The sequence below is a fragment of the Variovorax paradoxus genome (genome assembly GCF_000834655.1).
Classification (GTDB): Bacteria; Pseudomonadota; Gammaproteobacteria; order Burkholderiales; family Burkholderiaceae_C; genus Variovorax; species Variovorax paradoxus_F.
In genome coordinates, this window is sequence record NZ_JXQQ01000132.1 from 20,867 (window position 1) to 47,104 (window position 26,238).

The 26,238-nt window shown below is 68.9% G+C and carries 29 protein-coding genes and 3 pseudogenes; 13 read left to right on the top strand and 19 right to left on the bottom strand.

Translation table 11 applies throughout. The features are described 5' to 3' along the window. Positions 1–2: 2 nt before the first annotated feature. The 5 genes from RT97_RS30465 to RT97_RS30485 are packed head-to-tail and all read right to left on the bottom strand — an operon-like array spanning position 3 to position 4,722. A complete protein-coding gene (locus RT97_RS30465; RefSeq protein ID WP_155403947.1) occupies positions 3–1,160 on the bottom strand; it encodes an MFS transporter in 1,158 nt (385 codons plus the stop codon). A gap of 47 nt (positions 1,161–1,207) precedes the next feature. Next, complete coding sequence (locus RT97_RS30470) at positions 1,208–1,708, bottom strand: carboxymuconolactone decarboxylase family protein (protein ID WP_253278351.1); 501 nt, start codon at positions 1,706–1,708, stop codon at positions 1,208–1,210. Then, positions 1,705–2,916, bottom strand: a complete 1,212-nt coding sequence (gene pcaB, locus RT97_RS30475; protein WP_042582602.1) for a 3-carboxy-cis,cis-muconate cycloisomerase — start codon at positions 2,914–2,916, stop codon at positions 1,705–1,707. The genes RT97_RS30470 and pcaB overlap by 4 nt, the downstream gene beginning before the upstream one ends. Positions 2,917–2,935: 19 nt before the next feature. Beyond that, on the bottom strand, positions 2,936–3,769 hold the full coding sequence (locus RT97_RS30480; protein WP_042582603.1) for a shikimate dehydrogenase family protein: 834 nt from the start codon (positions 3,767–3,769) through the stop codon (positions 2,936–2,938). 29 nt (positions 3,770–3,798) lie between these two features. Beyond that, positions 3,799–4,722, bottom strand: a complete 924-nt coding sequence (locus tag RT97_RS30485; RefSeq protein WP_042582604.1) for a shikimate dehydrogenase family protein — start codon at positions 4,720–4,722, stop codon at positions 3,799–3,801. Positions 4,723–4,921: 199 nt separating this feature from the next. Here RT97_RS30485 and RT97_RS30490 point away from each other — a divergent pair, with 199 nt between their 5' ends. From RT97_RS30490 to RT97_RS30520, 7 genes are all read left to right on the top strand, one after another. Then, on the top strand, positions 4,922–5,716 hold the full coding sequence (locus RT97_RS30490; protein ID WP_042582665.1) for an IclR family transcriptional regulator domain-containing protein: 795 nt from the start codon (positions 4,922–4,924) through the stop codon (positions 5,714–5,716). Between the two features lies 1 nt (position 5,717). After that, positions 5,718–6,365, top strand: coding sequence for a hypothetical protein (locus RT97_RS30495; RefSeq protein ID WP_042582605.1), 648 nt, complete (start codon positions 5,718–5,720; stop codon positions 6,363–6,365). 67 nt (positions 6,366–6,432) lie between these two features. Continuing rightward, positions 6,433–7,437 (top strand): Bug family tripartite tricarboxylate transporter substrate binding protein, encoded by a 1,005-nt coding sequence (locus RT97_RS30500; RefSeq protein ID WP_042582606.1) that lies wholly within the window; start codon positions 6,433–6,435, stop codon positions 7,435–7,437. 129 nt (positions 7,438–7,566) lie between these two features. Next, positions 7,567–8,232 (top strand): response regulator, encoded by a 666-nt coding sequence (locus tag RT97_RS30505; RefSeq protein WP_042582607.1) that lies wholly within the window; start codon positions 7,567–7,569, stop codon positions 8,230–8,232. Between the two features lie 171 nt (positions 8,233–8,403). Further along, positions 8,404–9,804, top strand: coding sequence for a sensor histidine kinase (locus tag RT97_RS30510; protein ID WP_042582666.1), 1,401 nt, complete (start codon positions 8,404–8,406; stop codon positions 9,802–9,804). 13 nt (positions 9,805–9,817) lie between these two features. Then, complete coding sequence (locus RT97_RS30515) at positions 9,818–10,828, top strand: Bug family tripartite tricarboxylate transporter substrate binding protein (protein WP_042582608.1); 1,011 nt, start codon at positions 9,818–9,820, stop codon at positions 10,826–10,828. A gap of 19 nt (positions 10,829–10,847) precedes the next feature. Further along, the gene (locus RT97_RS30520) at positions 10,848–11,249 is read left to right on the top strand and encodes a DUF6194 family protein (protein WP_042582609.1); all 402 of its coding nucleotides are present in this window, start codon (positions 10,848–10,850) and stop codon (positions 11,247–11,249) included. 26 nt (positions 11,250–11,275) lie between these two features. Here the strand turns inward: RT97_RS30520 and RT97_RS30525 are convergent, their stop codons facing one another. Beyond that, positions 11,276–11,917, bottom strand: coding sequence for a hypothetical protein (locus RT97_RS30525; protein WP_042582610.1), 642 nt, complete (start codon positions 11,915–11,917; stop codon positions 11,276–11,278). Positions 11,918–12,086: 169 nt separating this feature from the next. Between RT97_RS30525 and RT97_RS30530 the strand changes: the two genes are divergently transcribed. The 3 genes and pseudogenes from RT97_RS30530 to RT97_RS30540 all read left to right on the top strand — a co-directional run. After that, positions 12,087–12,344: a hypothetical protein gene (locus tag RT97_RS30530; protein WP_042582611.1), complete on the top strand. Its 258-nt coding sequence runs from the start codon at positions 12,087–12,089 to the stop codon at positions 12,342–12,344. After that, complete coding sequence (locus RT97_RS30535; protein ID WP_042582612.1) at positions 12,329–12,784, top strand: hypothetical protein; 456 nt, start codon at positions 12,329–12,331, stop codon at positions 12,782–12,784. Before RT97_RS30530 ends, RT97_RS30535 begins: the two co-directional genes overlap by 16 nt. A gap of 60 nt (positions 12,785–12,844) precedes the next feature. Continuing rightward, positions 12,845–13,144, top strand: a pseudogene (locus RT97_RS30540) (DUF2846 domain-containing protein); the annotation flags it as partial. Positions 13,145–13,267: 123 nt separating this feature from the next. Here the strand turns inward: RT97_RS30540 and RT97_RS30545 are convergent. The 4 genes from RT97_RS30545 to RT97_RS30560 are packed head-to-tail and all read right to left on the bottom strand — an operon-like array spanning position 13,268 to position 17,293. Continuing rightward, complete coding sequence (locus RT97_RS30545) at positions 13,268–14,494, bottom strand: ROK family transcriptional regulator (RefSeq protein WP_042582613.1); 1,227 nt, start codon at positions 14,492–14,494, stop codon at positions 13,268–13,270. Then, positions 14,487–15,284 carry an ATP-binding cassette domain-containing protein gene (locus tag RT97_RS30550; protein WP_042582614.1) on the bottom strand — a complete coding sequence of 266 codons (798 nt, stop codon included), beginning with the start codon at positions 15,282–15,284 and terminating at the stop codon, positions 14,487–14,489. The genes RT97_RS30545 and RT97_RS30550 overlap by 8 nt, the downstream gene beginning before the upstream one ends. After that, positions 15,284–16,243 carry an ABC transporter permease gene (locus RT97_RS30555; RefSeq protein ID WP_042582615.1) on the bottom strand — a complete coding sequence of 320 codons (960 nt, stop codon included), beginning with the start codon at positions 16,241–16,243 and terminating at the stop codon, positions 15,284–15,286. The genes RT97_RS30550 and RT97_RS30555 overlap by 1 nt, the downstream gene beginning before the upstream one ends. Before the next feature lie 27 nt (positions 16,244–16,270). Further along, positions 16,271–17,293, bottom strand: coding sequence for a sugar ABC transporter substrate-binding protein (locus RT97_RS30560; RefSeq protein WP_042582616.1), 1,023 nt, complete (start codon positions 17,291–17,293; stop codon positions 16,271–16,273). A gap of 310 nt (positions 17,294–17,603) precedes the next feature. Here RT97_RS30560 and RT97_RS30565 point away from each other — a divergent pair, with 310 nt between their 5' ends. Beyond that, complete coding sequence (locus RT97_RS30565) at positions 17,604–17,834, top strand: hypothetical protein (protein WP_042582617.1); 231 nt, start codon at positions 17,604–17,606, stop codon at positions 17,832–17,834. Between the two features lie 13 nt (positions 17,835–17,847). On the opposite strand, the gene RT97_RS30570 is transcribed toward RT97_RS30565, so the two are convergent. From RT97_RS30570 to RT97_RS34170, 9 genes and pseudogenes are all read right to left on the bottom strand, one after another. Beyond that, positions 17,848–19,020 carry an MFS transporter gene (locus tag RT97_RS30570; RefSeq protein WP_042582618.1) on the bottom strand — a complete coding sequence of 391 codons (1,173 nt, stop codon included), beginning with the start codon at positions 19,018–19,020 and terminating at the stop codon, positions 17,848–17,850. Between the two features lie 17 nt (positions 19,021–19,037). After that, a complete protein-coding gene (gene aroC, locus RT97_RS30575) occupies positions 19,038–20,150 on the bottom strand; it encodes a chorismate synthase (protein WP_042582619.1) in 1,113 nt (370 codons plus the stop codon). Positions 20,151–20,182: 32 nt separating this feature from the next. Beyond that, positions 20,183–20,380, bottom strand: a complete 198-nt coding sequence (locus tag RT97_RS30580; protein WP_042582620.1) for a hypothetical protein — start codon at positions 20,378–20,380, stop codon at positions 20,183–20,185. A 251-nt stretch (positions 20,381–20,631) separates the two neighbouring features. After that, a pseudogene (locus RT97_RS33980) lies at positions 20,632–21,731 on the bottom strand (MFS transporter); the annotation flags it as partial. Beyond that, a complete protein-coding gene (locus RT97_RS30590; protein WP_042582621.1) occupies positions 21,728–22,090 on the bottom strand; it encodes a YciI family protein in 363 nt (120 codons plus the stop codon). The gene RT97_RS30590 and the pseudogene RT97_RS33980, both read right to left, overlap by 4 nt. Next, positions 22,087–22,449: a YciI family protein gene (locus RT97_RS30595; protein WP_042582622.1), complete on the bottom strand. Its 363-nt coding sequence runs from the start codon at positions 22,447–22,449 to the stop codon at positions 22,087–22,089. Before RT97_RS30595 ends, RT97_RS30590 begins: the two co-directional genes overlap by 4 nt. 94 nt (positions 22,450–22,543) lie before the next feature. Beyond that, positions 22,544–23,791: an RNA polymerase sigma factor gene (locus tag RT97_RS30600; RefSeq protein ID WP_042582623.1), complete on the bottom strand. Its 1,248-nt coding sequence runs from the start codon at positions 23,789–23,791 to the stop codon at positions 22,544–22,546. Continuing rightward, on the bottom strand, positions 23,788–24,267 hold the full coding sequence (locus RT97_RS32905) for an SRPBCC family protein (RefSeq protein ID WP_080898492.1): 480 nt from the start codon (positions 24,265–24,267) through the stop codon (positions 23,788–23,790). The genes RT97_RS30600 and RT97_RS32905 overlap by 4 nt, the downstream gene beginning before the upstream one ends. A gap of 146 nt (positions 24,268–24,413) precedes the next feature. After that, positions 24,414–24,809 (bottom strand): annotated as a pseudogene (locus RT97_RS34170) (ArsR/SmtB family transcription factor); the annotation flags it as partial. Between RT97_RS34170 and RT97_RS30615 the strand changes: the two are divergent. Beyond that, positions 24,777–25,199, top strand: a complete 423-nt coding sequence (locus RT97_RS30615; RefSeq protein ID WP_042582669.1) for a cupin domain-containing protein — start codon at positions 24,777–24,779, stop codon at positions 25,197–25,199. The pseudogene RT97_RS34170 and the gene RT97_RS30615 sit on opposite strands and share 33 nt — an antisense overlap. A gap of 82 nt (positions 25,200–25,281) precedes the next feature. Continuing rightward, positions 25,282–26,229, top strand: a complete 948-nt coding sequence (locus RT97_RS30620; protein ID WP_042582625.1) for a DUF2167 domain-containing protein — start codon at positions 25,282–25,284, stop codon at positions 26,227–26,229. Positions 26,230–26,238: the final 9 nt, after the last annotated feature.

The window sequence follows — 26,238 nt, forward strand, 5'->3', positions numbered from 1 at the left end:
TTTTACGGATGCTTGGGAGGTTGAAGACGCGGGAGCCAGAGGAACGCGATGGCCAGCAGCACGGCGCCGGCCGCCAGCATCGGCACGACCATGGGCCAGGCGCCGTTGGAAAAATCGTTGTCGACGAACAGCGCGGCGACCTGCCCCACGCAGAACGCGACCATCATCATGCCGAAGCCGGACCACGACACCGCGCGACCCGCCAGGTGCGGCAGGTCGCCCACGGCACCGGCCTGCCCGCACGGCTGGTGGATGCCGTGGCCGAGGCAATACACGGCGTGCCCCGCGAGCAGCGGCACGGCGCTCAGCGGCATGAGCCAGCAGCCCAGCGCCTGGATGACCGCGCCCGTCATGCTGAGCGACGCGCCCAGCCGCACGGTGCGCATCGGCCCGTAGCGGCGCAGCAGGCTGCGGCACATCGTGGTGCTGAAGATGTAGACCAGCGAGCCGCCGGCCGGGATCCACCCGTACCACGCGGGCGACCAGCCGAGGTAGCCGATGTAGACCATCGGCGACAGCAACAGGAAGCAGAAGAGCCCGCCGTAGGTGGTCGCCGCCACCGAGGCCCAGGCGCGGAACGAGCGGCTCGCGAACACCGCGCGCGTGCTGCCGTGGGGCGCGGACAGTTCGCCGGTGAGCGGCTTGCGCGTTTCGTCGAACGAGCGCCAGCACATCGCGAAGAGCAGCGAGGCATAGACCGCCATCGCCACCATCACCCAGCGCCAGCCCGCGCCCTGCACCAGCCACGCGCCGAGCAGCGGCGCCGCGAGCCCGACCACGCCCAGCCCGGTGAGCCCGCGCGCCATCACATGCGGGCCTTCGTGCGCCGGATAGAGATCGCGCACCGCCGCACGCGCGCACACCAGGATCGCGGCCATCGAGAAGCCCTGCAGCGTGCGCCAACCCGCAAGCAGCGCCACGCTGCCGGCGAACGCGCCGCCCAACGCGGCGATGGCGTAGCAGGCAAGCCCCGCCAGCAGCACCGGCCGGCGGCCGAAGCGGTCTGCGAGCGGGCCGCACAACAGCTGCGCAAAGCCGAAGGCCAGCACGAACAGCGTGAGGCTGGTGCTGGCCGAGCCGAGCTCTTTCGCGATGGCGGGGAGCGCCGGCAGGTAGCTGTCGGTGGCCACGGGCTGCGCCGCGAGGAGCAGCGGCAGCATCAGCGTGAACGTGACGCCGAGGCGCCCCTTCCGGGCGACCGGCGCGCTCACCGCGCGGCCGGGGCGGCGGCTGCAGGTGCTGCGGGCAGGAGCCCCTTCTCGCGCAGGATGTTGGTCGCGATGCCGAACGCATGGTTGGCCACCGGCACGCCGCAGTAGATGGCGGCCATCATGATCACTTCCTTGATGTCCTCGGGCGAGAGGCGCGACTCGGGCGGGCCGTCGAGCGCGGCGCGCACGTGCATCGCGAATTCCTCGTAGGCATGGATGCCCAGCATCATCGACAGCACCATGTAGCGGCGCGTCTTGTCGCCCAGCGCGGGACGGCCCCAGATGTCGTTCCACGCGTGGCGCGTGATCAGCTCCTGGAACTCGGCGTTGAAGCCGTTGCGATTGGCGAGCGAGTTGTCGACCCAGGCATCGCCGAGGACGCGGCGGCGGTTGAGCAAGCCGTCTTCATAGTCGCTGCCGGTGCTGCCGGTGCTGCCGGTGCTGCCGGTGCTGCCGGTGCTGCCGGTGCTGCCGGTGGGGGTTTCGGGGGCGGTCATTGAAAGAGTTCCTTGTCTGAGAGTCTGGCCTGCAGCGCCTTCACTTCGGCCAGCGCGATCCGGCCGGCGTTGATGGCGAGGCCCGGGGCGAACCATTCGTCGGCCGCATCGCGCGGCAGTTCGGAGCGCAGGCGCTCGATGTTGGCTCGCATGCGCGCGGCATCGACCTGCAGGCCCGGCAATGCGCCCGCCATCGCGCGCACGCTGCCGTGCGCCGACATCAGGAGCTGAGGCCATTCGGCCAGCTCGGCCTGCCACGCGCCGAGCGCGCGCTCGTGCTGCTGCGGCATCGCGCCGAGCAGCGCGGCCACGCGCTGCGGCGCCCGGTGGGCGGCGGCAATGGCGACCATCGAGGCCACCGGGTTGCGCTTGTGCGGCATCGCCGACGAGCCGCCGCGGCCGGGTTCGCTGGGCTCGGTGACTTCGGCGACCTCGTACTGGCCGAGCAGCGAGATGTCGACCGCCACCTTGCCCAGGCTCCCCGCGATCAGGCCAAGCTCGCAGCCGAGCGCGACCCATTCGTCCCGCTGCGTGTGCCACGTCGCGCCGGGGTCGCCCAGGCCCAGTTCCTTGGCCATGCGCTGCCGCACCGCGGCGCCCAGCCCGTTCATCTGCGCGAGCGTGCCGACGGCGCCGCCCAGTTGCAGCTGAAGCGCGTGCTTCGCGGCGTTGTGCAGGCGGATGCGGCTGCGCACCAGCGGCGCGGCCCAGCCCGCGCACTTGAAGCCGAAGCTGGTGACCGAGGCCGGCTGCATCAGCGTGCGCGCGAGCATCGGCGTCTCGGCGTGCTGCACGGCCAGGCGCAGCAGCGCGCTGACCGCCTTGGACAGGTCCGCCTCGATGAGCGTGACCGCCTCGCGCGTGACCAGCGCCATCGCGCTGTCGATCACGTCCTGGCTGGTGCTGCCGAAGTGCACGAAGGGCGCGGCCTCGGCATTGAAGAGGCCCACGGCCTCGCGCAATGCCTTGACCAGCGGAATGGCGACGCTGCCCGCGCGGCCGCTCTCGCGCACGATCTTGGCGACGTCGAACAGCTCGACCTTGCAGCTGCCGGCGATCGAGTGCGCGGCGCTCTCGGGAATCAGCCCCTCGGCGGCCTGCGCGCGTGCGAGCGCGGCCTCGAAGCGAAGCATCGCGTCGACGAACGCGCGGTCGCTGAAGGCGCCCAGCGTTTCGGACGTGGAAAGAAAGCCTTCGAAAATGCTCATGCGGCGACCTTGGTTTTCATCAATATTTCAGCTGGGCCACGGCACGCAGTTCCTCGGGGGACGCGGTGCCGAAGCCGAAGAATTCGAGGTACGCGGGAATCATCTCGAACAGCATGTCGGTGCCCACCTGCACCGCGCAGCCCTTGGCTCGCGCGGCCTCGAGCAGCGGCGTGTATTCGGTCTTCATCACGACTTCGCCGACGAAGGTGCTCGCATCGATGCGGTCCACGTCGAAGGGCAGCGGGTCGCTGTCCTTCATGCCCAGCGGCGTGGCGTTGACCACCACGTCGCAGCCGGCCGGGTCCTTCGAGCCGGTCGTGACTTTCATCTGCGGGTAGTGCTCGCGCAACCGCGCGGCCAGGGCCTGTGCGGATGCATCGCTCATGTCGAACAGCATCAGCTCCGCGGCGCCCGCGGCCGCGATCGATGCCGCAATGGCCGAGCCCACGCCGCCCGTGCCCGACACCAGCACCCGCGTGCCCTTGAAAAGCCTGCCCTTGCGCTCCACGCCGCGCACGAACCCCGCGCCGTCGAACTGGTCGCCGAGCAGCGTGCCGTCGGGGCGCTTGAGGATCGCGTTGCAGGCGCCCGCAACGCGCGCGGTGGGGGTCACCTCGTCCACCAGCGCCATCGTCGTGACCTTGTGCGGCATGGTGACCAGCGCGCCGCGCAGGTTCGAGAACCTGAACACCTGCGGCAGCGTGGCCGCGTAGTCCTCGGGCTTCACGCCCATCGGCACCACCACCGCGTCGATGCCGTGCTTGTCGAACCAGGGGTTGTAGATCATCGGCGCCTTGAAGGCCTCGGTGGGGTAGCCCAGGTGCGCGATGAGCGTTGTCTTGCCGGAAATCATGAAAACCGTTTCGTTGAAAAAGTGAGGGCTCAGGCGACGCTGGGCGAGTGGTAGCGCAAGGGGTTGGCGATTTCCGCGTGCATCGCCGGCGGATAGACGATTTCGCGCAGGAAGTTCGCATCGGCCTGCAGCGCCTCGGCCGCATCGAGGTGGCCGAAGTAGCGCAGGTAGTGCGGCATCTGCTGGATCAGCATCTCGAAGCCGGCCTGTGCGTTGAGCCCGCGCGCCCGCGCCGCGCGCACCAGCGGCGTGGGCTGGTTGCGCAGGAGGATGTCGAAGAGCGCCGCATGGCCTTCCATGCGCGACACATCCAGCGGGAGCGCATCGCCCTCCACCAGGCCGAGCGGCGTGGCGTTGATCACGAGGTCGTAGCCCTCGGGGGCGTTGCTCTCGACGGCGACCACGGTCGCGTCGAAGAAGGCATCGAGCTTGGCCGCCACGCCCGCCGCCTTGCCCGCGGCCGTGTCGTGGAAGGCGATGTGCTCCGCCCCGTTCACCGTGCCGCCCTCGGCCAGCGCCACGCCGATGGCCGCGGCGCTCACGCCCGCGCCCAGGATCAGCACCCGCTTGCCGCGGAAAGGAATGTTGCAGTGGTCGAGCGCGCCGATGAGGCCTTCGCCGTCGAAGAGGTCGCCCTCGAGCTGGTCGCCCTCGGTGCGGCGCACCACGTTGACCGAGCCCGCCACGCGGCCGAAGAGGCCGCAGCCGTCCAGCAGGTCGACCACCAGCGGTTTGTGCGGCGGCGCGATCACCATGCCGCGCACGTTGCGCGCGAGAAAGGCCGACTTGAAGAACACCGCGAAGTCGCGCACCGGCACCTGCATCGGCAGCAGCACCGCGTCGATGCCGAAACGCTCGAAGGTCGCGTTGAACATGCGGGGCAGCCGCACATTGCGCACCGGATCGCCCGGGATCAGGTAAGCCTGGGTGCTGCCGCTGATGGAATGGCTCATGTGCTGGGTTCCGTTCGTCAATCGCTCTTCGGGAGGGCGGATGCCGAGCTTTATAGACCCATCAGTTGACCTTTGCAGCGCCGGAGTTAACAAAACGCGCGATGATCGATCATTCAAATTCGATAATCGATCAAATTAAGGGTTTTCACCGGCCAAGAACGCAGCTAGCCTGCAGATGGCCGGAGGCACACTCCCGACCATGAGCAAGGACAGCACGGACGATCACCCCCCACCCGCCGGCCTGGACAAGCGCGACTGGATCGCGGGCCTGGAGCGCGGCGTGAGCATCATCGAGGCCTTCGACGATGCCAATCCGCGCCTCACAGCCAGCCATGCCGGCCAGCGCACGAACATGACGCGCACCGCCGCGCGCCGCTACCTGCTCACGCTGCAGCACATGGGCTACGTGGCGAGCGACGGCAAGCTCTTCTGGCTCACGCCGCGCGTGCTGCGCCTGGGCCGCTCGTACCTGGAATCGGCCCGCCTGCCGCGCGTGGTGCAGCCCTTTCTCCAGCGCGTGGCGGCCGGCACCAACGAGATCGCCTACCTGAGCGTGATGGACGGCGACGAAGTCGTCTACATCGCCCGCAACGGCCCCAACCGCAGCATGAGCACCGGCTACGTGCTGGGCGCGCGCGTGCCGGCGCAGGTCACGGCCTCGGGCATGCTGATGCTCGCGCTGCGCAGCGACGCCGAGCTGGACGCGTGGCTGGCCACACGCGAGCTGACCGTCTTCACCTCCCACACCATCGCGAGCATGGAGCGCATGAAGCTCGAGCTGGCACGCATCCGCGCGCAGGGCTGGGCGCTGTCGGAGCAGCAGCTGGACCTGAACTCGCGCGGCATCGCGGTGCCGCTGCGCGACCGGCATGGCACGCTGGTGGGCGCACTGAACATCACGATGCCGATGGGCCACGAGAGCTCCGAAGACGCGGTGGCGCGCGTGCTGCCGGTGCTGCGCGAGACCGCGCAGGCGATGCGCAACCTGATCTGAAATGACCACACCCTTACCCGCACTCCCCGACTGGGCCCTGCAATCCGAGCCGGTGGCCGGCGTGCAGGTCGACATCGGCTTCGCGATCTCGCCGAACTTCTACTACGGCCCCGAGAACGACTTCTCGCCGGCGCAATGGGAAGCCATGCGTGAACCGCTGGTGCAGCCCGCCATTCCGCTCGTGGAGGGGCACTTCGTCCTGTCCGCCGACGCCGCAGGCAACGAAGACGAGCTGTGCAGGCACTACCGCGACGTGCTCGACAAAGCGGCCCGCCACGGCAGGGACCCGCGGCGCGGCGCCTATTTCTGGAACCGGCCGGTCATCCATGCGCCGGAGGGCCTGGTGCTGAGCTTTCCCTGGCACGACCATTTCATCGAGGGCCGGCTCTTCATCGAGTCGCTCGACACCCGGCAAGCCAGCGAAGTGTTCTCCTATTACGAGCAGGGCTGGGTGTTCGAGCTGCACCTGCACGAGGGCACGCTCTACATGCACGAAAGCGACCCGGACTCGGGGGAGACACATCACAACCTGCGCTTTGCCCACGAACCCGTGAGGGCGCAGGCAGCGGGCGTGCTCGTGCGCACCGAGGCGCTCATCGCGCGGCTCGCCCGCGAATTCGGCCAGGATTTCTGGACCACGGGCGGCTGACAGCATTCCGACAGCATCGACCGGGCACGATGCGGGCTTTCCTACAAAAGCGACGGAGACAAGCACCATGCCCGACCACTTCCTGAACGACCTGCCCACGCGCCGCCAATGGCTGCAAGGCGGCAGCGCCCTCGCTCTCGGCGGGCTGCTGCCCTCGCTGGCTTCGGCCGAAGCCGCATGGCCGAGCAAATCGGTGCGCTTGGTGGTGCCCTTCGCACCGGGCGGGAGCTCGGAAATCGTCGCGCGCTCCACCGCCGCCGAGCTCTCGCGCACGCTCGGCCAGAGCGTCTTCGTCGACAACAAGCCCGGCGCGGCCGGCAACATCGCGATGAGCGAAGTGGCGCGCAGCACCGACCAGCACACGCTGATCCTCGGCCACATCGGCACGCTGGCGGTGAACCCGTACATCTTCGCCAAGCTGCCCTACGACCCGAACAAGGACTTCAAGCCCGTGAGCCTGCTGGCCAAGGTGCCCAGCCTCTACGTCGTGCACCCCGACGTGCCGGCCAGGAACCTGAAGGAATTCATCGCCTACGCCAAGTCGAAGCCCGGCAAGCTGAGCTACGGCTCCGCGGGCAACGGCAGCGCGGGCCACCTCGCGTTCGAATACCTGAAGATGACCGCCGACGTGTTCATGCTGCACGTGCCCTACCGCGGCACCGGCCCGATGGTGACCGACCTGCTCTCGGGTCGGCTCGATGCCTCGGCCATCGGCGCGGCGGCGATCATTCCGTTCATCAAGGCCGGCAAGGTGCGCTGCATCGCCACCGGCTCGGCCAAGCGCCTGGCGCAATTGCCCGACGTGCCGACCGTCGCCGAGCAAGGCTTCCCGGGCTTCGAGATGACGCAGTGGTACGGCATGCTCGCGCCCGCCAACATCGAACCCGCGAACCTGGCCAAGCTCTCGGCCGAGACGATGAAGGCGGTGAAATCGCCCGATTCGATGCAGCGCCTCACGGCCGATGCCGCCGAGGCCGTCGGCGGCACGCCCGAGCAGTTCGCGCAGTTCATCGCGGCCGAGCAGGCCCGCTGGCAAAAGGTGATCGCCCGGGCAAACATCAAGCCGGATTGATTGGCCCCCCCAGTCTTCGCGCACTTCGTGTCGCTTCGCCAATGTCCTTTCAGGGGGCACCACCAGCGGCCCGGCAACGCCGGTTCCGCGGTGTTTCGCGAAAAGACGGGGTCCCACTAGCATCGCGCCATGCGCATCCTGCTGGCTGAAGACGAACACACCCTGGGCACCTGGCTCTGCAAGGCGCTGGAGCATGCGGGCATCCAGGTCGAATGGGTCGACGACGGCCGGCTCGCGGACCGCGCGCTGCAGCAGCGCGACCACGATGCGCTGGTGCTCGACCTGGGCCTGCCCGGCATGGACGGCCACACGGTGCTGCAGCGGCTGCGCGAGCGCGACCAGCGGCTGCCGGCGCTGATCCTCACGGCGCGCGATTCGCTGAACGAGCGCGTGGCCTCGCTCAATGCGGGTGCCGACGACTTCCTTGCCAAGCCCTTTGCACTCGCTGAACTCGAAGCGCGGCTGCATGCGCTGGTGCGGCGTGCGCGAGGCGTGGAGCATCCGCGCCTGGCCTGCGGGCCGCTGGTGTACGACGGCGCGCGCCGGCAGTTCGTGCTCGACGGCGAGGCGCTGGCGTTGTCGCCGCGGGAGCACGCGGTGTTGCGCGTGCTGGTGCAACGCAGCGGCGAGCCGTTGTCCAAGCAGCAGATCCTGGAGCGGGTGTTCTCCGACGACGAAGAGGTGCATCCGGAGGCGGTCGAGGTGTTCGTCTATCGCCTGCGCAAGCGCCTCGACGGCACCGGCGTGCGCATCGTCACGCTGCGCGGCCTCGGCTATGTGCTGGAAGCAGACTGAAAAAATGAAGCTCACCCCCAGTCCTCGCGCACTTCGTGTCGCTTCGCCAACCCCCTTGCAGGGGGCAACACCTGCGGCCGGGCCAAGCCCGTTCTGCGGTGTTCCTGGCCTTGGCCATGGCGGTTTCATGCGCCACGGTCGCGCAGCGCGATGGGAACCTGAGTGAGCAGCCTGAGCGGTCGCCTGCGCCGCGCGAGCCTCTGGCAGCGGCTCGCGCTGCTGCTGTTCCCCGCCCTCTTGGTGGTGACCGGCCTCGAACTGTGGATGACGCGGCACGACGCGCTCGCGGCCGCCAACGCGGCCTACGACCGGTCGCTGCTGGGCGCCCTGAAATCCATCGACGCCAACATCTCCACCGCTTCGGGCGGCCTTTCGGTCGAGTTGCCGTACACGATGTTCGAGTTCTTCGAGCTCACGGCGAGCGGCCAGGTGTTCTTTCGCGTGGCGACCTCCGACGGATTGGTGGAGCTCGGCAGCGCCGACCTGCCCGCGCCGCCCGCCGAAATGAAGATGGGCGTGCCGGGCTTCTACGACGCCACCTACTTCGGCGAGGCCGTGCGGCTCGCGGCCTACCGGCGCGACCTGGACCGGGCGCCCGCCGGCAGCACGGGGCGCAGCGTGCTGATCCAGGTCGGCGAGAGCACGCGCTCGCGGCAGGAGTTCAGCGCGCGCTTCGTGCGCAGCGCGGCGCTGCGCGACGGGCTGGTGCTGGCGCTGCTGCTGTGCGGCACCGCCATCGCGCTCGCCGCGGCGCTGCGCCCGCTGTCGCGGCTCGCGCGCGAGGTGGAGGCGCGCACGCCCGAGGACCTCACGCGCATCGCCGAGACCGACCTGCCCGCCGAGGTGCGCCCGCTGGTGAATGCGGTCAACCAGCAGATGTCGCGCACTCAGGACCTCGTGACGCAGCAGCGCCAGTTTCTGGACGACGCCTCGCACCAGCTGCGCACGCACCTCACCACGCTGCAGATGCAGGCCGACTACGCCCGGCGCCAGGAAGACCCGGCGCAGGTGCGCGCCGCGCTCGATGCGCTGGGCACCGAAATCGGCCGCGCCACGCGCAGCGCACAGCAGTTGCTCGCGCTCGGCCGCAGCGACACGGTGGCGGTCGAGCCTGCCGAGTTCGACCTTGCGGCGCTGCTGCGCGAAGTGGCGGTGGACCTGCTCCCGCTGGCGCGCGCCAAGCGCATCGACCTGGGCATCCACGCGCCCACGCCCGCGTTCTTCGCGGTCGCGGACCGGGGGCTGCTGCGCGAGGCCTTGAGCAACCTCGTGACGAACGCGATCACCTACACGCCGGCCGAAGGCACGATCACCCTCTTCGCCGCGGGCGATGCCGCGGGCTGGAGCCTCAACGTCGAGGACGACGGCCCGGGCCTGGGCGAAGACGAGCGCTTCGCGCTGGGCCAGCGCTTTCGCCGCGGCGCACGCGCGGGCAAGGACGGCTTCGGGCTCGGGCTGGCCATTGCGCGGTCGATCGCGCAGCGGCACCGGGGCGAACTGCGGCTCGAGGCGCGCGAGGCCGGCACGGGGCTGCATGCGATCATCTGGTGGCCCCGGCCGGCGGCCAGCTAGCGGCGCACACCCCATGCAGATGCCCTCTTCCACCCGCCGCCATGCGCTCTGCACGCTTTCCGCGCTGCTCGTGCCCGGCATCGCCGCGGCGCAGTCCGTCGACCCTTCATTGGCCGCGGCCGATTGCGTGATTCCCGCCAAGGCCGGCGGCGGCTTCGAGCTCACCTGCACCCTTGCGCGCGACGCGCTGCAGGCGGTGCGCCCTTCGCGCCCGCCGCTGGGCCAGCGCTACCTGCCGGGCGGCATCGGCGCCGTCGCCTTTGACCGCATCGCCACCGGCCAGCTCGGCGGGCCCGGCACGCTGGTCGCGTTTTCCAGCGGCTCGCTGCTCAACCTGGCGCAGGGCCGCTTCGGGCCGCATCCCCCTTCCGCGGTGCGCTGGATCGCCACGCTCGGCACCGACTACGGCGTGATCGCCGTGCACCGCGACTCGCCCTACAAGCGCCTGCAGGACCTGGTCGCGGCGCTCCGGCAAGACCCCTCGCGCCTGGCGTTCGGCGCAGGCGGCACGGTCGGCAGCCAGGACTGGGTGAAGGCCGCGCTGCTGGTGCGCGCCGCGGGCCGCGACCACAAGGCCATGCGCTTTGTCTCCTTCGAGGGCGGCGGCGATGCGCTGGGCGCGCTGCAGGGCAAGCACGTCGACGTGTTCCCCGGCGACGCGGCCGAGGCGCTGCAGGCCATGGCGGGCGGCGCGGCGGTGCGCCTCCTGGCGGTGCTGTCGGAGGCGCGCCTCGGCGGCGCGCTCACCGGCGTGCCGACCGCGCGCGAGCAAGGCGTGGACATCGCCTGGCCCACCGTCCGTGGCCTGTACCTGAGCGCCAACGTGCCCGACGCAGCCGTGCGCACCTGGACCGCCGCCTTCGCCGAGGCCACTGCCGCGCCCGGCTATGCGGCGCTGCGCGCGCGCCACAGCCTTTATCCTTTCGCGCTCACCGGCGCCGCGCTCGACGACTACGTGCAGGCCCGCCTCAAGACTTACCAGGCGCTCGCCGACGAACTCGGCCTGCGCCGCTGGAAGCCCTGAGCCCACGAAGCCTCCTCTCATGACCGAAGACGACATCACCCAGCACATCATCGACACGCTCGGCGGCGGACATTTCCAGGTCGCCGACGACAACACCTTCTTCTTTCACGGCGCGGACAACAGGTTCCCCTTCGCAACCGTTGTGACGAAGGACAACGCGTCCGACAGCGCCTCGAAGCTCGACCGCCCCGGCGTGTTCCGCCTCAACGTGGGCGTGGGCAAGGAGACCTTCCGGGCGCTGTTCGGCGATGAGCCGGCGGGCGTCGACTTCGCCGCGCTCGACACGCTCATGCCGCATCCGGTGTACGCGAAGATGTATTGGGTCAGCGTGATCAACCCGAGCGGCAAGACCTTCGAGACGGTGAAGCCGCTGATCGCCGAGGCCCGCAGCCTTGCGGCTGCGAGAGACAAGGGCAAGTAGCCCGGCGGCGGCCTGCCGGGGCCCCGCTACCTGGACGGGCGCGACAGCGTCGCCAGCTTCTTCTTCGCGCTTTGCAGGAGCCCGACCCTCTCGGCAGGCAACTGCGCCTTCGTATCCCCGAGCTTGATGATCTCCAGCGCCGAGACCTTCGGCTTGAGCGCATCGCGCGGCGTGAGGCCGTTGAACCGCGCGTTCGAGATGACGTGCACCTTCAGGTGCCGGTGGATGTTCTTCGAGAGCTTCTGGCACGCGGCCGTCATGGCGGCTTCGTCGGGCATCGACTGGCCGTGCACGACGAGCAGCTCGAGGGTGCCGTCCTTGTCCTCGGCGAGGATGAAGGCGCGCACCACCGAATCCTTGAACTTGCCGCGCAGCATGGTGCGCACCGGCTCGGCGGCGGCGAAGGACTTCAGCGCCACGCTGCGCAGTTCGTCGTGAAAGAGGAAGGTGCGGTCGATCGAGACGGTTTCGGCCTCGTCTCCCTTCGCCTTGTGCCGCTTCAGGATGCCGCTGCCGGCAAGGTGCTCCAGGGTGCGCGCGACGGTGTCGGCGTCGAGCTTCGAACGCTGGGCCAGATCGCTGGCAGAAAACTGCTGGTCGGGCGCCGCGTAGGCAACCATCAAGAGCTTTTGCACCTCGGGGGCGAACAGGAAATCGGCGGCACTCATTTTTTCGTGGTCTCGAAAGGGGGATCGCATTATCGGGATACCGCCCTCGGATGCGGTCTTATCCGCGGCGTTTTCGGCACGAATTCCGAGGCCGCGCATGGCGCAGGCCTACAGCGCTGTCCGGCACCGGCCGCCAAGAATGGCTGCACAGCAATCAGGAGCTTCAGCCATGGGCATCGAACAAACCATCGACAGGATCAAACAGGTGGACGCCGCACGCGCCGACTATCCCGGCGAGCACCTCATCGTGCTCGGCGCCGGCGTGCTGCTGCTGCTCGCGGCCGGTCGCAGCCGCTCGTTCCTCATGCGCATCGCGGCAGGCGCCGCCGGCGGCGCGTTGATCGGGCGGGCTGCGAGCGGCACCGGCGGCATCGCCAAGCTCGCGGGCGCACTGCAAAGCGGAGGCCTCGCATGGCCGCGGCGCTGAATTCGCGGGCGGCGCTGTCCGACGCCGGTTCCCAACGGTATTGGGCGCCATGCCTTGCCGTGGCGCTTGTGGCGATGTCGCTTTTCTATGTAGCCCTGAAAGACCTGGTGCACGAGAGCGCGGCGCGCGCACCGAGCCCGCCGCCGGCGATCATGCCGGCCTACGTCGAGGCCACGGAGTCGGCGGGCCGCCTTGCGTTGTCGGATTCGGTCACCAGCTCTTCGGTGCGGGCCATGCCGGTTTTCCATCGCGCATTGCCGGCGAATGCGAACCTCGTGGCTCCGGCGGAGACCGTCAAGGCCGCACCCGCCGTCACCGAGGTGCACAAGTGCGTCATGCCTGAAGGCGATGCCATCTATTCCGATGGCCCTTGCCCCGAAGGCGCACGCTCGACCACGCTGCGGCTGCCGCGCGATCTTCACGCATCTGCTATCCAGTAAGCACGGCGGCCACAGGCCGCCCAAGGTCACCGGCGTCGCCGCGCTCGACATCCGGTCGGAAAGGCCTTGAAGAAGGACATCCGGGTCAACGGCAACTGCCTGGGCGAGAGTGCACCCGACGTGTTTTTCTACACGCAGGTGGATGGCGGAAAGAAGAACAAGATCGAAACGGAATCGGAGTTCTCGCCTAATTTCATGGAACTGTTCATGGACGCCGGCAAGAACTACTTCGTGCGGCAGTTCATCAAGATGGGCGCTTTCGTGGGCGGCGCCGACCTGGAGCAGATTCCCGAGGAGCAAGGCAAGGCCGACATCGCCAAACTCGGCCTGGCAAAGTCGGGCACCTGCGCAAGCAAGTAGCGTCGTTGGGGCGGCGATCACATGCTGACGATCGCCGTCCAGGCAATTTCCACGTCGGCCTGAGCCCGAGGAACGGGCAGCCGCCAAGGCGTGCCCAGGGACTGCGGCAACGGCCGCAGTCTCTCAGCCTGCCTTCAGGAACACATCGTGGTCCGGCGCGAAGTTCGCATGCAGCGGCAGCATGGCCCCGCCTAGCGCACACGCCTGCGCCCCCACCCGGCCCCCGTGCAATTGCGGCGGCCACAGACCTTCCCAGTTGCACTGCGCAAGCGCGGCGCGCGTTTGCTCCAGCAGCGCCTGCAGCAACGCGCGCGACATCGATCCATCCATCACCACATCGGCGAGGTCGAGCACTGCGGTGCTGCTGACGATGGCATGCGCCAGCGCCAGCGACGCCGACCCGAGCCAGGCCTGCGTGGCCGCCGCATAAGGGGGCTGCAGCGCGCGGTCGTCGTAGGCCGCCGCGGGGTCGAGCCCTTCGCCCTGCAGGCGCTGCTCCAGCTCCCACAGCGAGGCCTCCGCCATCACCTGCGACGGCAGCGCGCCACCCGGGCGCACCGGTTGCATCGGCAGCGAAGCCAGCGCCCCCGCATTGCCGTGCGCGCCCGCGTGCAGGTGCGAGTCGATGACCAGCCCGCCGCCCACGAAGGTGTCGACGAAGATGTAGAGAAAGCTCTTCAGGTCATGCCCGCGCCCGCCGACCAGTTCGGCCACGCACGCGGCCACCGTGTCGCGCGCGAAGCTCACCGGCACGTCGGTGCGGGCCCGCACCTCGGCCAACAGGTCCATCTGGTTCCATTCGTCCGACTGCGCCTTCGACAGGCCCAGCGTGCGGTGCCAGCCGCCAAGCAGGAACGGCGCGGCCAGTCCGACGCCCACATTGCGCGCGGCGAGCGCACCGAGGCCGTCGCGCAGGCGGTGGATGTGCTCGGCGATCGACGGCAGCAGCACGCCGGCATCGGGAAAGTCGTAGCCCACCGCGTGGCGCTCGCGCACCTGCGCGGTGAAGTCGATCAAGAGCCACTCCGCGCCGCGCCGCCCCACCTTGATGCCGATGGCGAAGGCCCCGTCGGGGTTCAGCGCCAGGGGCACCGAGGGCTGCCCGATGCGCCCGCGCACCCGGCTCTGCTTGACGATGAGCTGGTCTTCCTCGAGCCGCGCGGTGATGAGCCCGATGGTCTGCGCGCTCAGCCCCGTGAGCCGCGCGAGATCGGCCTTGGGCAGGCTCGTGTGCACGCGCAGCGCGTGCAGCACCACGCGCTCGTTGAACTGGCGCATGCCGACCTGGTTGGAGCCGCGCGGGCGCAGCAGGTCGGGCGGGCGCGCGATGGTTGCCTGCGCATCAGGCATGCGCCTCCGCGGGCAGCTGGTCGGCGGTCATGGCGCCCGTCATCACCGCGACGGTGTCGCTCATGCTGATCTTCTTCGGGTTGAGCACGGCCGCGCGCTTGCCCAGGCGCGCGACGTGGATGCGGTCGGCCACCTCGAACACATGCGGCATGTTGTGGCTGATGAGCACCACGGGCAGGCCGCGGTCGCGCACGCGGCGGATGAGCTCCAGCACCATGTTGCCCTCCTTCACGCCGAGTGCCGCGGTGGGCTCGTCCATGATGACCACGTGCCGCGCGAAGGCTGCGCTGCGCGCCACCGCCACGCACTGGCGCTGGCCGCCGGAAAGCGTCTCGACCGCCTGCGTCATCGACTGGATGCCGACCTTCAGGTCGGCCATGCGGGCGGCGCTTTCCTGCAGCATCTTCTTCTTGTCGAGCATGCGAAGCACATTGCCCAGGAACCCGGGGCGGCGCAGCTCGCGGCCGAGGAACAGGTTTTCGTAGATCGTCATCGCGGGCGCGACGGCGAGGTCCTGGTAGACCGTCTCGATGCCCGCGCGCCGCGCATCGAGCGGATTGCGAAAGTGCACCGGCGCGCCGTCCAGCAGGATCTGGCCCTCGTCGGGAATGGTCGCGCCAGAGAGCGCCTTGATGAGCGACGACTTGCCCGCGCCGTTGTCGCCGATCACCGCGAGGATTTCTCCTTCGCGCAGTTCGAAATCGACCCCGTCGAGCGCGGTGACCTGGCCGTAGCGCTTCACGAGGCCCTTGGCCTGCATGACGATCTTCGGGTTGGCAACGGCGTTCATCAGCGGGCCCCCTTGCGCGAGAGCTGGTCGGCCGCCACCGCGAGGATCACGAGCACGCCCGTCACCAGCACCTGGTAGATCGACGACACGCCCATCAGCGTGAGCCCGTTGCGGAACACGCCCACGATCAGCACGCCGATCAGCGAGCCCAGCACGATGCCGCGTCCGCCGAAGAGGCTGGTGCCGCCGAGCACCACGGCGGTGATGGCGTCCAGGTTCTCGGTCTGCCCCGCGTTCGGATCGCCCACGCCGGTGCGCGCCACCGACAGGAGCGAGGCGATGCCGTAGAGCACGCCCGCCGCCACGTACACGCCCAGCAGCACGCGCTGCGTGGGAATGCCGACCAGCCGCGTGGCCTCGGCGTTGTTGCCCACCGCATAGATGTGGCGGCCCGCGCCCGTCTCGCGCAGCACGAACCAGGCGAGCGCGTAGAGCGCCACCATCAGCACAGAGCCCCACGCCACTTCGGCGCCGCCGATGGCGAAGGTGGTGCCCAGGCCCGTGAGGCCGGTGGGCAGGTCGGTGATGGTCTGCGAGGAGGAATACAGCTGGGTGATCGCGAACGCGATGTTCAGCGTGCCCAGCGTCACGATGAAGGGCGGCAGCTTGATGCGCGTGACCAAGAGGCCGTTGATGAGCCCGAACAGCGTCGTCACCCCGATGCCGCAGAGGATGGCCAGCGGCACCGGCATGCCCAGCTCGGTGGCGAACTTGGTCATGATGATCCCGCCCAGCGCCATCACCATGCCGCACGACAGGTCGATGCCCGCCGTGAGGATGATCAGCGTCTGGCCGATGGCGATCACCCCCACCACCATCACCTGCTGCAGGATCAGCGAGAGGTTCTCGCCGGTCAGGAACCGGTCGGACTGGGTCGCGAAGAAGATGCATGCGCCCAGCAGGGCCAGCCACGGCCCCAGGGCGCCCCACGGGATGTGGTGCGTTGCGGATTTCGCCATCGAGATGCTCCCTGAAGGGCTATCGGTTTACTTCTTGCCCCAGCACAGGTCGGCGCCGGTCTTGGTGTCCTTGCTGTCCACGCCCGCCACGCTCTTGCCCGCGATCAGCGTGACGCCGGTGTCCACGTAGCCCGAGGCCTTCTTGCCGGTCTTGGCGAATTCCACGCCCGCGGCGACGCCCATGGCCGCCATCTTCAGCGGGTACTGCTGCGAGGTGGCGGCGATGATGCCGGCGTTGGTGTCCTTGATGCCCTGGCAGCCGCCGTCGACCGAGACGATCAGCACGCCCTTCTCCTTGCCTGCGCGCTTGAGCGCGTTGTAGGCACCGGCCGCGGCGGGCTCGTTGATCGTGTAGACCAGGTTCACCTCGGGCGCCTTCTGCAGGCAGTTTTCCATCACGGTCTGCGCCTTGGCCTGGTCGCCGAAGCTGTCGGCCATGCAGACGATCTCGGGCGCCTTGGACAGCTCGTTCGACTTGGCATCGTTCGCCGCCAGGCCGAAGCCCTTCATGAAGCCGTTGTGGCGCTGCGCGCCAACCGGGTGGCCCGGCAGCAGGTCGAGCGCGACGATCTTGGGCGTCTTGCCGGCCATCGCGGCCTTGGCGTATTCACCGATGAGAACGCCCGCGGTGTAGTTGTTGGTGGCGAAGAGCGCATCGGTCGCCTCCGGCGGATCGGCCGGGCTGTCGAGCGCGATCACCATGATTCCCTTGTCGCGCGCCTTCTTGATGGCCGGAACGATCGCCTTGGCGTCGCTGGGCGTGATGAGGATGGTCTTGGCGCCGGCCGCGATCATGTTTTCCATCGCGGTGATCTGCCCCGCGTTGTCGCCGTCGGCCTTGCCCGCGCCCGAGAGCAGCTTGGCGCCGAGCTTCTTGGCTTCTTCCTGCGCGCCCTCTTTCATCTTCACGAAGAAGGGGTTGGTTTCGGTCTTGGTGACCAGCCCGATGACCGGCTCGCCGGCCGCGAAAGCCGTGGATGCGGCGGCGGTAGCCAGGGAAAGGATGGCGAGGGCCAGGGTCGAGCGACGGCGGCTGCGCGAACTGAACATGGGTGTGTCTCCTTGCAGGCGGTGGGCCTGTGTCTTTGTTGAACGGAGGCAACTATGTTTCAGGGCAGCGACTAAATCAAGTGCCTGTAGTTATCGGAAACCCGGGGTTGCATGCGTCGCTCGGCATCAAGCTGGACGACAGCGTGAGGAACGTGTTCGTCGTGCTTTTGATCGTTGCGCCGGGCCTGCCGATGCAGGAGGACCCGAACTCGGTCAACTGCTACCACCTGCTCGACCTGCAGGACATAGCCACGCAGATGAATGGCGAGATCGTGACCAAGCGGCTGCCCAACGAGGCGCTGTCAGCATCGTGCTGCTGCCGGGACGCGGCTTCGGCGGCAAGCACGCGTCGGGGCGGGTGTCGCTGGCGAACCTCGACGAATACGACTACGCGGACATCGGGCGGTCGCTGAGGAAGCTGGCGTTGGAGTACTTTGCGGTGTTCGAGAAGGAGAACGGCGGCGGCAAGGAGGGGAAGGAAGGCAAGGGGCGCAATGCCAAGACTGCGGTGACGAAGCCGTTGAAGCGCGGAAAGAAATAGCGGCGCACCCGGGCTAGGCCGCGGCGCGCTCGGCCTGCTCCAGCCTCACCACGCGCCAGGCGCAGAGGCTGCCCACCACCGCCAGCAGCGCCGCCGCGGTGAACATCGCGCGGTAGCCGAACTCCTGCGCCACCGCCCCGCCGAGCAGCACGCCGAGCACGCCGCCGAAGCCATAGCCGATCACGGTGAAGAGCGCCTGCCCTCTTCCGCGCAGCCGCCCCGGAAAGCGGCGCGACACCACGGCGATGCAGGTCGTGTGGTGCGCCGCGAAGCTCAGTGCGTGCAGCCACTGCGCCACCACCAGCGCGGCGATGAAGCCGCCCAGCCCGGCCGTGAGCCCGAGGCGCGCGACGGCCGCGATGCCGCACACCAGCATCCAGCGCGGCATCGGCAGAAGGCCGATGAGCCGGCCCTGAAGGTAGAACCAGACGATCTCGGCCACCACCGACAGCGCCCACAGGAGGCCGATGGTGCTCTTGGCATAGCCGATCGAGTCCAGATACAGCGAGAAGAACGCGTACACCGAGAAGTGCGACATCACCTGGAAGAACAGCGCAGCGAAGAACCACCGCACCATCGGGTTGCGCAGCACCGGGCCGATGGGTTCCTTGACGGCGTCGTGCGCGGCCACGGGCTCGCGCACGTCGGGAAGCTTCATCGTCGCAAACAGCACGATGGCCAGAGTGCCGGCCGCCCAGGCCGGAAAGTGCTTCATGCCGAAGCGCTCGAACCACTCGCCCGCGACGAACACCGTGACCAAGAAGCCGGCCGAGCCGCACAGGCGTATGCGCCCGTAGCGGCCCCAATCGCCGGCCACCAGTTGCGCCATGGCCGCTTCGGTGAGCGACATCATCGAGCTGGTGTGGGTGAACATCACCAGCAGCACCAGCGCGAGCCACCATGCGCCGCCGTGCCACCAGAGGCCGAAGGAGCTGACCAGCGCTACCGCCGCACTGAAGCGCAGCAGCATCACGCGGTGGCCGGTGTGGTCGCTGAGCGCGCCCCAGGCGTAGGGCGCGAAAACGCGCGTGACCGACTGCACCGAGGCCAGCAGGCTGATCGTGAAGATCGGCAGGCCCAGGTCCTTGAGCCACAGCGGCAGGTAGGGGTTGAAGAAACCGATGTGCGCGAAATAGCTGGCCGACAGACCAGCGAACGCCAGCAGGTGGCCGCGTCCGGCGGCCACTGGTGGCGGTGTCGGCACTAGAGGAAAGACGCCTGCGGGGACGCGGCTTCGTTCTTCTGCGCGTCGGTCTGCACGTCGCCACATTGGGCGCGGTTGCGCAGCACGTGCTCCATCACCACCAGGGCGAGCATCGCCTCGGCAATGGGCGTCGCGCGGATGCCCACGCAGGGGTCGTGGCGGCCCTTGGTGACGACCTCGACGGGGTTGTTGTGGATGTCGATCGACTGGCGCGGGCTGATGATCGAGCTGGTGGGCTTGATCGCGATGCTCACCTCCAGGTCCTGCCCCGAGCTGATGCCGCCCAGGATGCCGCCCGCATTGTTGGTGACGAAGCCGGTCGGTGTGATCGAGTCGCCGTGCGTGGTGCCGCGCTGGGTGACGCTGTCGAAGCCGGCGCCGATCTCGACGGCCTTCACCGCGTTGATGCCCATCATCGCGTAGGCGATTTCGGCATCGAGCTTGTCGAAGAGCGGCTCGCCCAGGCCAACGGGCACGTTCGTTGCGGTGACGCGGATGCGCGCGCCGCACGAATCGCCGGCCTTGCGCAGGCGATCCATGTAGTCCTCCAGCGCGCTCACGTCGGCGATGGGGGCGAAGAAGGGGTTGTGGGGCACGTGGTCCCAGCTCTCGAAGGGAATGGCGATTTCGCCGATCTGCGTCATGCAGCCGCGAAACACCATGCCGTATTTTTCGGCGAGCCACTTCTTGGCGACCGCACCGGCCGCGACCATGGGTGCGGTGAGCCGCGCCGAGGAACGCCCGCCGCCGCGCGGATCGCGGATGCCGTATTTCTTCCAGTAGGTGAAGTCGGCGTGGCCGGGGCGAAACTGCTGGGCGATCTGCCCGTAGTCCTTGCTGCGCTGGTCGGTGTTCTGGATCAAGAGGGCGATGGGGGTGCCGGTGGTCTTGCCCTCGAAGACGCCGGAGAGGATCTGCACCGCATCGGGCTCGTTGCGCTGGGTGACGTGGCGGCTGGTGCCGGGGCGGCGGCGGTCCAGGTCGCCCTGGATGTCCGCCTCGCTCAGGGCCATGCCCGGTGGGCAGCCATCGATGACACAGCCGATGGCCGGGCCGTGCGATTCGCCGAAGTTGGTGACCGCGAAGAGTGTTCCGAAGGTGTTGCCGCTCATGGCCGGGATTATCCCTACAAAGCGGCGCCCCCTCAGTGGGTCGTGCTTTCCGGGGCGCCTTCGAGGCGCTTGGTGAGCGCGCCCACCTGCAGCTCGATGGAGAACAGCCGCTCGTTCAGCACGGCCGTCTGCAGCCGGATCGCCTCGATGATGGCCTTGGTCTGCGGATCGGTGGTCTTCTCGCAGAGTTCGGCCAGGTCGTGCAGCTTCTTGCGCAGTTCGTTGCTCATGGGAGGCTCCGGTGGTCTCGTCGTGGAAGCCCCAGTATGGGTGTTCGTCAGCGCTCAGGCAATGCGGCGGCACCCGGTGTCGCGGGGGCATTGGCCTCGCCGGCCCCGCGCAAACGGAAAGCGACGAGCCCGGCCACGACGAGCAGCACCGCGGCGCAGATGCCGGCCACGAGGCGCAGGCCGTGCAGCAGCGCGGCGCGGCCCGCATCGAGCAGTTCGGCGCCCGCGCTCCCCGCAAGCTGTCCCGCCAGCGCCACCGCGCCGCCGAGCGTGCTGCGCGCCGCCTCCACTTCGGCCGCACCGGCCAGCCCGGCGGGCACCGCGTCGGCCATCGTGCTGCGGTAGATCGCCGCGCCGATGCTGCCGAGGATTGCGATGCCCAGGGCCCCGCCGAATTCGGAACTTGTCTCCGAGATGGCCGAGGCCACGCCGGCCCGCTCGGGCGGCGCGCTGCCCACGACCACGTCGGTGGCCAGCGTGAACACCGGCGCGAGGCCCAGCGACGAGATGACCGCGCTCGCCACCATCCACGCGAGCCCGCCTTGCGCAGCGGACGCAGGCAGCACGACGAGCATCGCGAACCCCAGCGCCGCCACCGCCAGCCCGCCGCCCATCACGTAGGCCGGGCGCATGCGCCGCACGAGCGCCGAGACGACCATGGAGCCGACGATGAACGCGCCCGCGCCCGGCACGCTCCAGAGACCCGCGTGCAGCGGCGACATGCCCAGCACTCGAGCCGCCCCGCATCGGGGTCGCGGTACTCGGGCAGGAGGATCGGCCCGAGCACCAGCAGCAGCACCATCACCGGCACGCCGATGAGGAACACCGAGCCCCACGGAAAGAACTGCAGCAGCACCCCGCCCAGCACCGGTCCGATGACTGCACCGGCCGAATAGCTCGATATCCACACGCCGATGGCCACGGTGCGCTGCGCCGGATCGAGAAACATGTTGCGGATGAGCGAGAGCGTCGAGGGCGCGAGCGTCGCTCCCGCCACGCCCAGGAGCGCACGCGTGGCGATGAGCATGTTCGCGCTGGTGGAAAACGCCGCGAGCACCGAGGCGATGCCGAACGCGCCCGCGCCGATCAAAAGCAACCGGCGCCGCCCGATGCGGTCGCCCAGCGTGCCCATGGTGACCAGCAGGCCCGCGACGAAGAAGCCGTAGATGTCCACGATCCACAAGAGCTGCGAGGCCGTGGGCTTGAGCTCCTCGCTGATCGAGGGGATCGCGAGGTTCAGCACCGTGAGGTCCATCGAATAAAGCATGCACGGAAGCGCGATGACGGCCAGGCCCGTCCATTCGCGCACGGTGGCGCGCTCGGGCGGCGTTGCGGGGCGCGTGCCGCTCATGGCGTTCGCGCGCCGCCGCCCTTGGCGCGCCGTACCTCGACGCTGCTCAAGCGCGCAGACGGGATGCCGGCCGCGAGCTCGAGCGCTTCCTCGTCGCTGTCGGCCTCGACCAGGTAGAAGCCGCCGAGGTATTCGCTGGTTTCGGCGAAAGGGCCGTCGGTGACCGAAAGCTTGTTGCGGCGCATGCGCACGACGGTCGCCGTCCCGGCAGGCTGCAGCGCCTCGGAGGCGACGAGCTTGCCGCGGGCCTCGAGGGCGCGGTCGTAGTCGAGGTGTTCGTTCACGTAGTCGTCCATTTCGCGGGGAGAGAAGTGCGCGGTCTCGGCGTCGGTGCCGTAGATGATGCAGAGGTACCTCATACCGCTCTCCTTTCGAGGGTTTCTACAGGCCGGATCTCGATGGCGCCGTAACGCGCCATGGGAATGCGCCCCGCCAGCTGGATCGCCGCATTGAGGTCGCGCGCCTCGATGAGGATGAAGCCGCCGAGCTGCTCGCGCGCCTCTGCGAACGGGCCATCGACATGGGAGCGCTTGCCGCCCCGCACCTGCACGACCTTGGCGGTCTTCGCGGGTTCGAGCGCGTTCGAGGCGATGTAGTGGCCGGCGCGCTCGAGTTCTCGGTCGTAGGCGCTGGACTCGTCGCCGAGCGCCTTGAGTTCGTCGGGCGGCATCGTGTCGATCACCGCTTCGTCGTAGTGAACGAGGCAGAGGTATTTCATGGCGGTATCTCCTTGAAGAGGGAATGTAGACACCACTGGTCGATTGGCGACGGCGGAAATCGACATGTCCGAGACAACCGGCGTCAAAAATTTTCTACTTGAGATCCAGCAGGGTCAGTTGCCGCTCCAGGAATTTACGCTCGGGCAGCTGGCGCGCCAGCGACAGCGCGCGCTCGTACGCGGCGCGCGCCTCGTCGATGCGCCCGAGGCGCCGGCACAGCTCGGCGCGGGCACTGTGGGCCAGCTGGTAGTCGGCCAATTCGCCACGCGCGAGCAGCGCATCGATCAGCGCCAGGCCCGCCGCGGGCCCGTCGCGCATGGCGATGGCGGCGGCGCGGTTGAGCTCGGCCACGGGCGAAGGGTCCAGGCGCAGCAGCACGTCGTAGAGGCCGACGATCTGCGGCCAGTCGGTGGCGGCGGCCTCCTTCGCTTCGGCATGCACGGCGGCGATGGCGGCCTGCAGCGCGTAGGGGCCGAAGCGGCGCGACAGCAGCGCGCGCTCGACCAGCGCCGCGCCCTCCCCGATCTGCGCGCGGTTCCAGAGGCTGCGGTCCTGCGCATCGAGCAGCACCAGTTCGCCATCGGGCGAAGTGCGCGCCGCGCGGCGCGAGTCGTGCAGCAGCATGAGCGCGAGCAGGCCGAGCGCCTCGGGGTCGGGCAGCAGGTCAGCGAGCAGACGGCCCAGCCGGATCGCCTCGGCCGAGAAATCGGCCCGCGTGACGCTCTCGCCCGACGAGGCCGCATAGCCTTCGTTGAACACGAGGTACACCACGCGCAGCACCACATCGAGCCGCTCGTGCAGTTCGGCCAGCGAAGGCACCTGGTACGGGATGCGCGCGTCGCGAATGCGGGCCTTGGCGCGCACGATGCGCTGCGCGATGGTGGGCGCGGGCACGAGGAAAGCGCGGGCGATTTCCTCGGTGGCCAGGCCGCACACCTCGCGCAGCGTGAGCGCCACCTGCGCATCGGGCGCGAGCGCCGGGTGGCAGCAGGTGAAGACAAGGCGCAGGCGGTCGTCTTCGAGGTCTTCGGTGTCGTCGTGCCATGCCGGTGCGGGATCGGCCAGCGCCGCGGTGTGCTCGGCCGCGTCGTCCCACGCGGTGAAGCGCGCCTGCCGGCGGATGCCGTCGATGGACTTGAAGCGCCCCGCCGACACCAGCCAGGCGCGCGGGTTCGCGGGCAAGCCGTCACGCGGCCATTGCTCCAGGGCGCTGCGGAAGGCGTCGTGCAGCGCCTCTTCGGCGAGGTCGAAATCGCCGAGCAGCCGCACGAGCGTGGCGAAGATGCGGCGCGACTCGGTGCGGTAGATCGCATCGATGGTGTCGGCGATCGGTGCGGTCATGCCGCTGCGCTGTCCAGCCACTGGTCGAGCTTCACGAGGGCGCCGCTCCAGCCGTGGTTGTGCCCGTCGCGCGCGGCCTCGTCGAAGAACTGCTCGTGCAGGAGCACCAGTTCGCAGCCGTCGCCGTCGGGCTCGATCCGCACGGTGACGCGCGATTCGCGCTCGGGCGTGCTGCGCCAGGCCCAGCTGAAAACCAGCTTGCGGTTCGGCACGATTTCCAGGTAGGTGCCGCTCACGTCGTGCGTTTCGCCGTCGTCCGCGAGCATCGTCACGCGGAAGCCCCCGCCGACGCGCAGGTCGATGTCCACGCGCGGCACCGAGACGATTTCGCCGGGGCCGAACCAGAGCCTCAGCGCTTGCGGGTCGGTCCACGCGCGCCAGACTTTTTCGGGCGCGACGCGGTAGTGCCGGCGGAGGGTGAGCGAGGGGCGGCGCCCTCTGTCTTCGTCGGTGTCTCGGTCGGCAGGGTGTGCCATTCGGTTTCCTCCTGGTGGTAGAGAAATCGCGCCAGTGCATCGAGGCGCCCGGTCCAGAATTTCTCGTAGCGCGCGAGCCACGCCGCCGCCTCCTTCATGGGCCGTGGCGAGAGTTCGCAGCGCACGATGCGGCCCTCTTTCGTGCGCGAGATGAGGCCTGCGTTCTCCAGCACGCGCAGGTGCTTCATGAATCCGGTGAGCGACATGCCGTGCGGCTCGGCCAGCTCGGTGATGCTGAGGCTGCGCTCGCCCAGGGTTTGGAGCACGGTGCGGCGGGTCTGGTCGGACAGTGCGGAAAAGATGGCGTCGAGGGTGGCGGCGTCGAGGGTCGCGGCTTCGGTCGGGGCAGCTGGGTGAACCATGCGGTTGAGTATGGAAAGCGGGTTCGCGAGCGTCAAGGGGAGCGCAGAAAAGCAAGAATGCCCCGGTGCGCAAACGAAAGCTCCCGCGAACAGGAACGCTTTATGCGTGCTGCGGCGCAGCACCACCACCCTGCGAAGGAGCGCCCCATGCTGGACCGTACCGCCACCCAGTTCTCCCATGTCAAGCCCTGTGACACAGAGTTCGTGTCGGGCGGATTGCGCGATTTCTTCCTGTACCGCGACCTGGGCGTGGCCGAGGCCACCAACGGCAAGGTCATCGCGCATCTGGTCAAGGCCAACATGGCACCGGAAACGGGCACCGGCTGGCACCGCCACGAGGCGGACTTCCAGATCGTCATCATGGTCAAGGGCTGGGCCCGCTTCATGTACGAGGACAAGGAAACCCTGGTCGAGGCCGGTGACGTGGTGCACCAGCGGCCGGGCATCCGGCATTTCCTGTTCGACTACTCGCCCGACATGGAGTACCTGGAGATCGTCTCGCCGGCGGATTTCAAGAGCATCGACGTCGAGCCGGTGTGCGAAATCCCGCCGCCCACGCCTTGGCCCTGAAAACGCACTGTTGGGCGCCGGCCGGAGCGCCGATAAACTCCTCGCGTCTCACAAAAACCGACAACAACCGAGGAGAGAGAACTTGCGTATTCATACTGCCCGCCTGACGGCCGGCTTTCTGCTCGCGTGCGCCCTTGCGGCCACCGACACCGGCAACGCCGCCACGTCCGCCACCCCCGCCACTTCCACGGCGCCTGCCACCGCCTCCACGGCGAGCTCGCTCGAAGCCGAACAGGAAGCTGCCTTCAAGGCCGCCAAGGCCGTCCAGAAGGCCGGCCCCGCCGACATCCCGTTGCGCGACCAGGCCCACCTGAAGCTGCCCGAGGGCTACATCTGGGTGCCCACGCCCGCCGCCGCGCAGCTCATGCGCAGCATGGGCAACCGCACGGACGACACCTTCATCGGCGCGATCTTTCCGGCCGACGACAACGCCGACTGGATGGCCGTCGTCAAGTTCGTGAAGGAGGGCTACATCAAGGACGACGACGCGAAGGACTGGAACGCCGACGACCTGCTCAAGAGCCTGAAGGAAGGCACCGAGGCCGCGAACGAGGAGCGCGCCAAGCGCGGCATCCCCGCCATCGAGGTCACGGGCTGGGCGCAGAAGCCGCAGTACGAAGCCGCCACGCACCGGCTCGTGTGGTCAGCCCTCTCCAAGAAGAAGGGCGACACGGGTGACAGGCAAGGCGTCAACTACAACACCTATGCGCTGGGCCGCGAGGGCTACCTGAGCCTGAACCTCATCACCAACGCCAAGGACCTGGACACCTACAAGCCCGACGCCGCCAAGCTCCTGGCCGCGCTGCAGTACGACGACGGCAAGAAGTACGCGGACTTCAATTCGTCGACCGACAAGGTCGCCGCCTACGGCCTCGCTGCACTGGTGGCCGGCGTTGCCGTGAAGAAGCTGGGCATCTTCGCGCTCGCGCTCGCCTTCCTGGCCAAGTTCGCGAAGATCGCGGTCGTGGCCGGCGGCGCCGCCATCTGGGGCGTGGCGAAGATCTTCAAGAAGAAGAACCCCGAGGCCTGAAGCGCAGGC

Coding starts and splice junctions, on each gene's coding strand:
- RT97_RS30580 (WP_042582620.1), bottom strand. CDS start 20,380: ATGAGCAACGAACTGCGCAAGAAGCTGCACGACCTGGCCGAACTCTGC.
- aroC (WP_042582619.1), bottom strand. CDS start 20,150: ATGAGCGGCAACACCTTCGGAACACTCTTCGCGGTCACCAACTTCGGC.
- RT97_RS30490 (WP_042582665.1), top strand. CDS start 4,922: ATGAGCAAGGACAGCACGGACGATCACCCCCCACCCGCCGGCCTGGAC.
- RT97_RS30495 (WP_042582605.1), top strand. CDS start 5,718: ATGACCACACCCTTACCCGCACTCCCCGACTGGGCCCTGCAATCCGAG.
- RT97_RS32905 (WP_080898492.1), bottom strand. CDS start 24,267: ATGGCACACCCTGCCGACCGAGACACCGACGAAGACAGAGGGCGCCGC.
- RT97_RS30470 (WP_253278351.1), bottom strand. CDS start 1,708: ATGACCGCCCCCGAAACCCCCACCGGCAGCACCGGCAGCACCGGCAGC.
- RT97_RS30600 (WP_042582623.1), bottom strand. CDS start 23,791: ATGACCGCACCGATCGCCGACACCATCGATGCGATCTACCGCACCGAG.
- RT97_RS30520 (WP_042582609.1), top strand. CDS start 10,848: ATGACCGAAGACGACATCACCCAGCACATCATCGACACGCTCGGCGGC.
- pcaB (WP_042582602.1), bottom strand. CDS start 2,916: ATGAGCATTTTCGAAGGCTTTCTTTCCACGTCCGAAACGCTGGGCGCC.
- RT97_RS30535 (WP_042582612.1), top strand. CDS start 12,329: ATGGCCGCGGCGCTGAATTCGCGGGCGGCGCTGTCCGACGCCGGTTCC.
- RT97_RS30550 (WP_042582614.1), bottom strand. CDS start 15,284: ATGAACGCCGTTGCCAACCCGAAGATCGTCATGCAGGCCAAGGGCCTC.
- RT97_RS30500 (WP_042582606.1), top strand. CDS start 6,433: ATGCCCGACCACTTCCTGAACGACCTGCCCACGCGCCGCCAATGGCTG.
- RT97_RS30480 (WP_042582603.1), bottom strand. CDS start 3,769: ATGATTTCCGGCAAGACAACGCTCATCGCGCACCTGGGCTACCCCACC.
- RT97_RS30615 (WP_042582669.1), top strand. CDS start 24,777: ATGCTGGACCGTACCGCCACCCAGTTCTCCCATGTCAAGCCCTGTGAC.
- RT97_RS30590 (WP_042582621.1), bottom strand. CDS start 22,090: ATGAGGTACCTCTGCATCATCTACGGCACCGACGCCGAGACCGCGCAC.
- RT97_RS30560 (WP_042582616.1), bottom strand. CDS start 17,293: ATGTTCAGTTCGCGCAGCCGCCGTCGCTCGACCCTGGCCCTCGCCATC.
- RT97_RS30555 (WP_042582615.1), bottom strand. CDS start 16,243: ATGGCGAAATCCGCAACGCACCACATCCCGTGGGGCGCCCTGGGGCCG.
- RT97_RS30525 (WP_042582610.1), bottom strand. CDS start 11,917: ATGAGTGCCGCCGATTTCCTGTTCGCCCCCGAGGTGCAAAAGCTCTTG.
- RT97_RS30515 (WP_042582608.1), top strand. CDS start 9,818: ATGCAGATGCCCTCTTCCACCCGCCGCCATGCGCTCTGCACGCTTTCC.
- RT97_RS30485 (WP_042582604.1), bottom strand. CDS start 4,722: ATGAGCCATTCCATCAGCGGCAGCACCCAGGCTTACCTGATCCCGGGC.
- RT97_RS30505 (WP_042582607.1), top strand. CDS start 7,567: ATGCGCATCCTGCTGGCTGAAGACGAACACACCCTGGGCACCTGGCTC.
- RT97_RS30545 (WP_042582613.1), bottom strand. CDS start 14,494: ATGCCTGATGCGCAGGCAACCATCGCGCGCCCGCCCGACCTGCTGCGC.
- RT97_RS30595 (WP_042582622.1), bottom strand. CDS start 22,449: ATGAAATACCTCTGCCTCGTTCACTACGACGAAGCGGTGATCGACACG.
- RT97_RS30465 (WP_155403947.1), bottom strand. CDS start 1,160: ATGCTGCCGCTGCTCCTCGCGGCGCAGCCCGTGGCCACCGACAGCTAC.
- RT97_RS30530 (WP_042582611.1), top strand. CDS start 12,087: ATGGGCATCGAACAAACCATCGACAGGATCAAACAGGTGGACGCCGCA.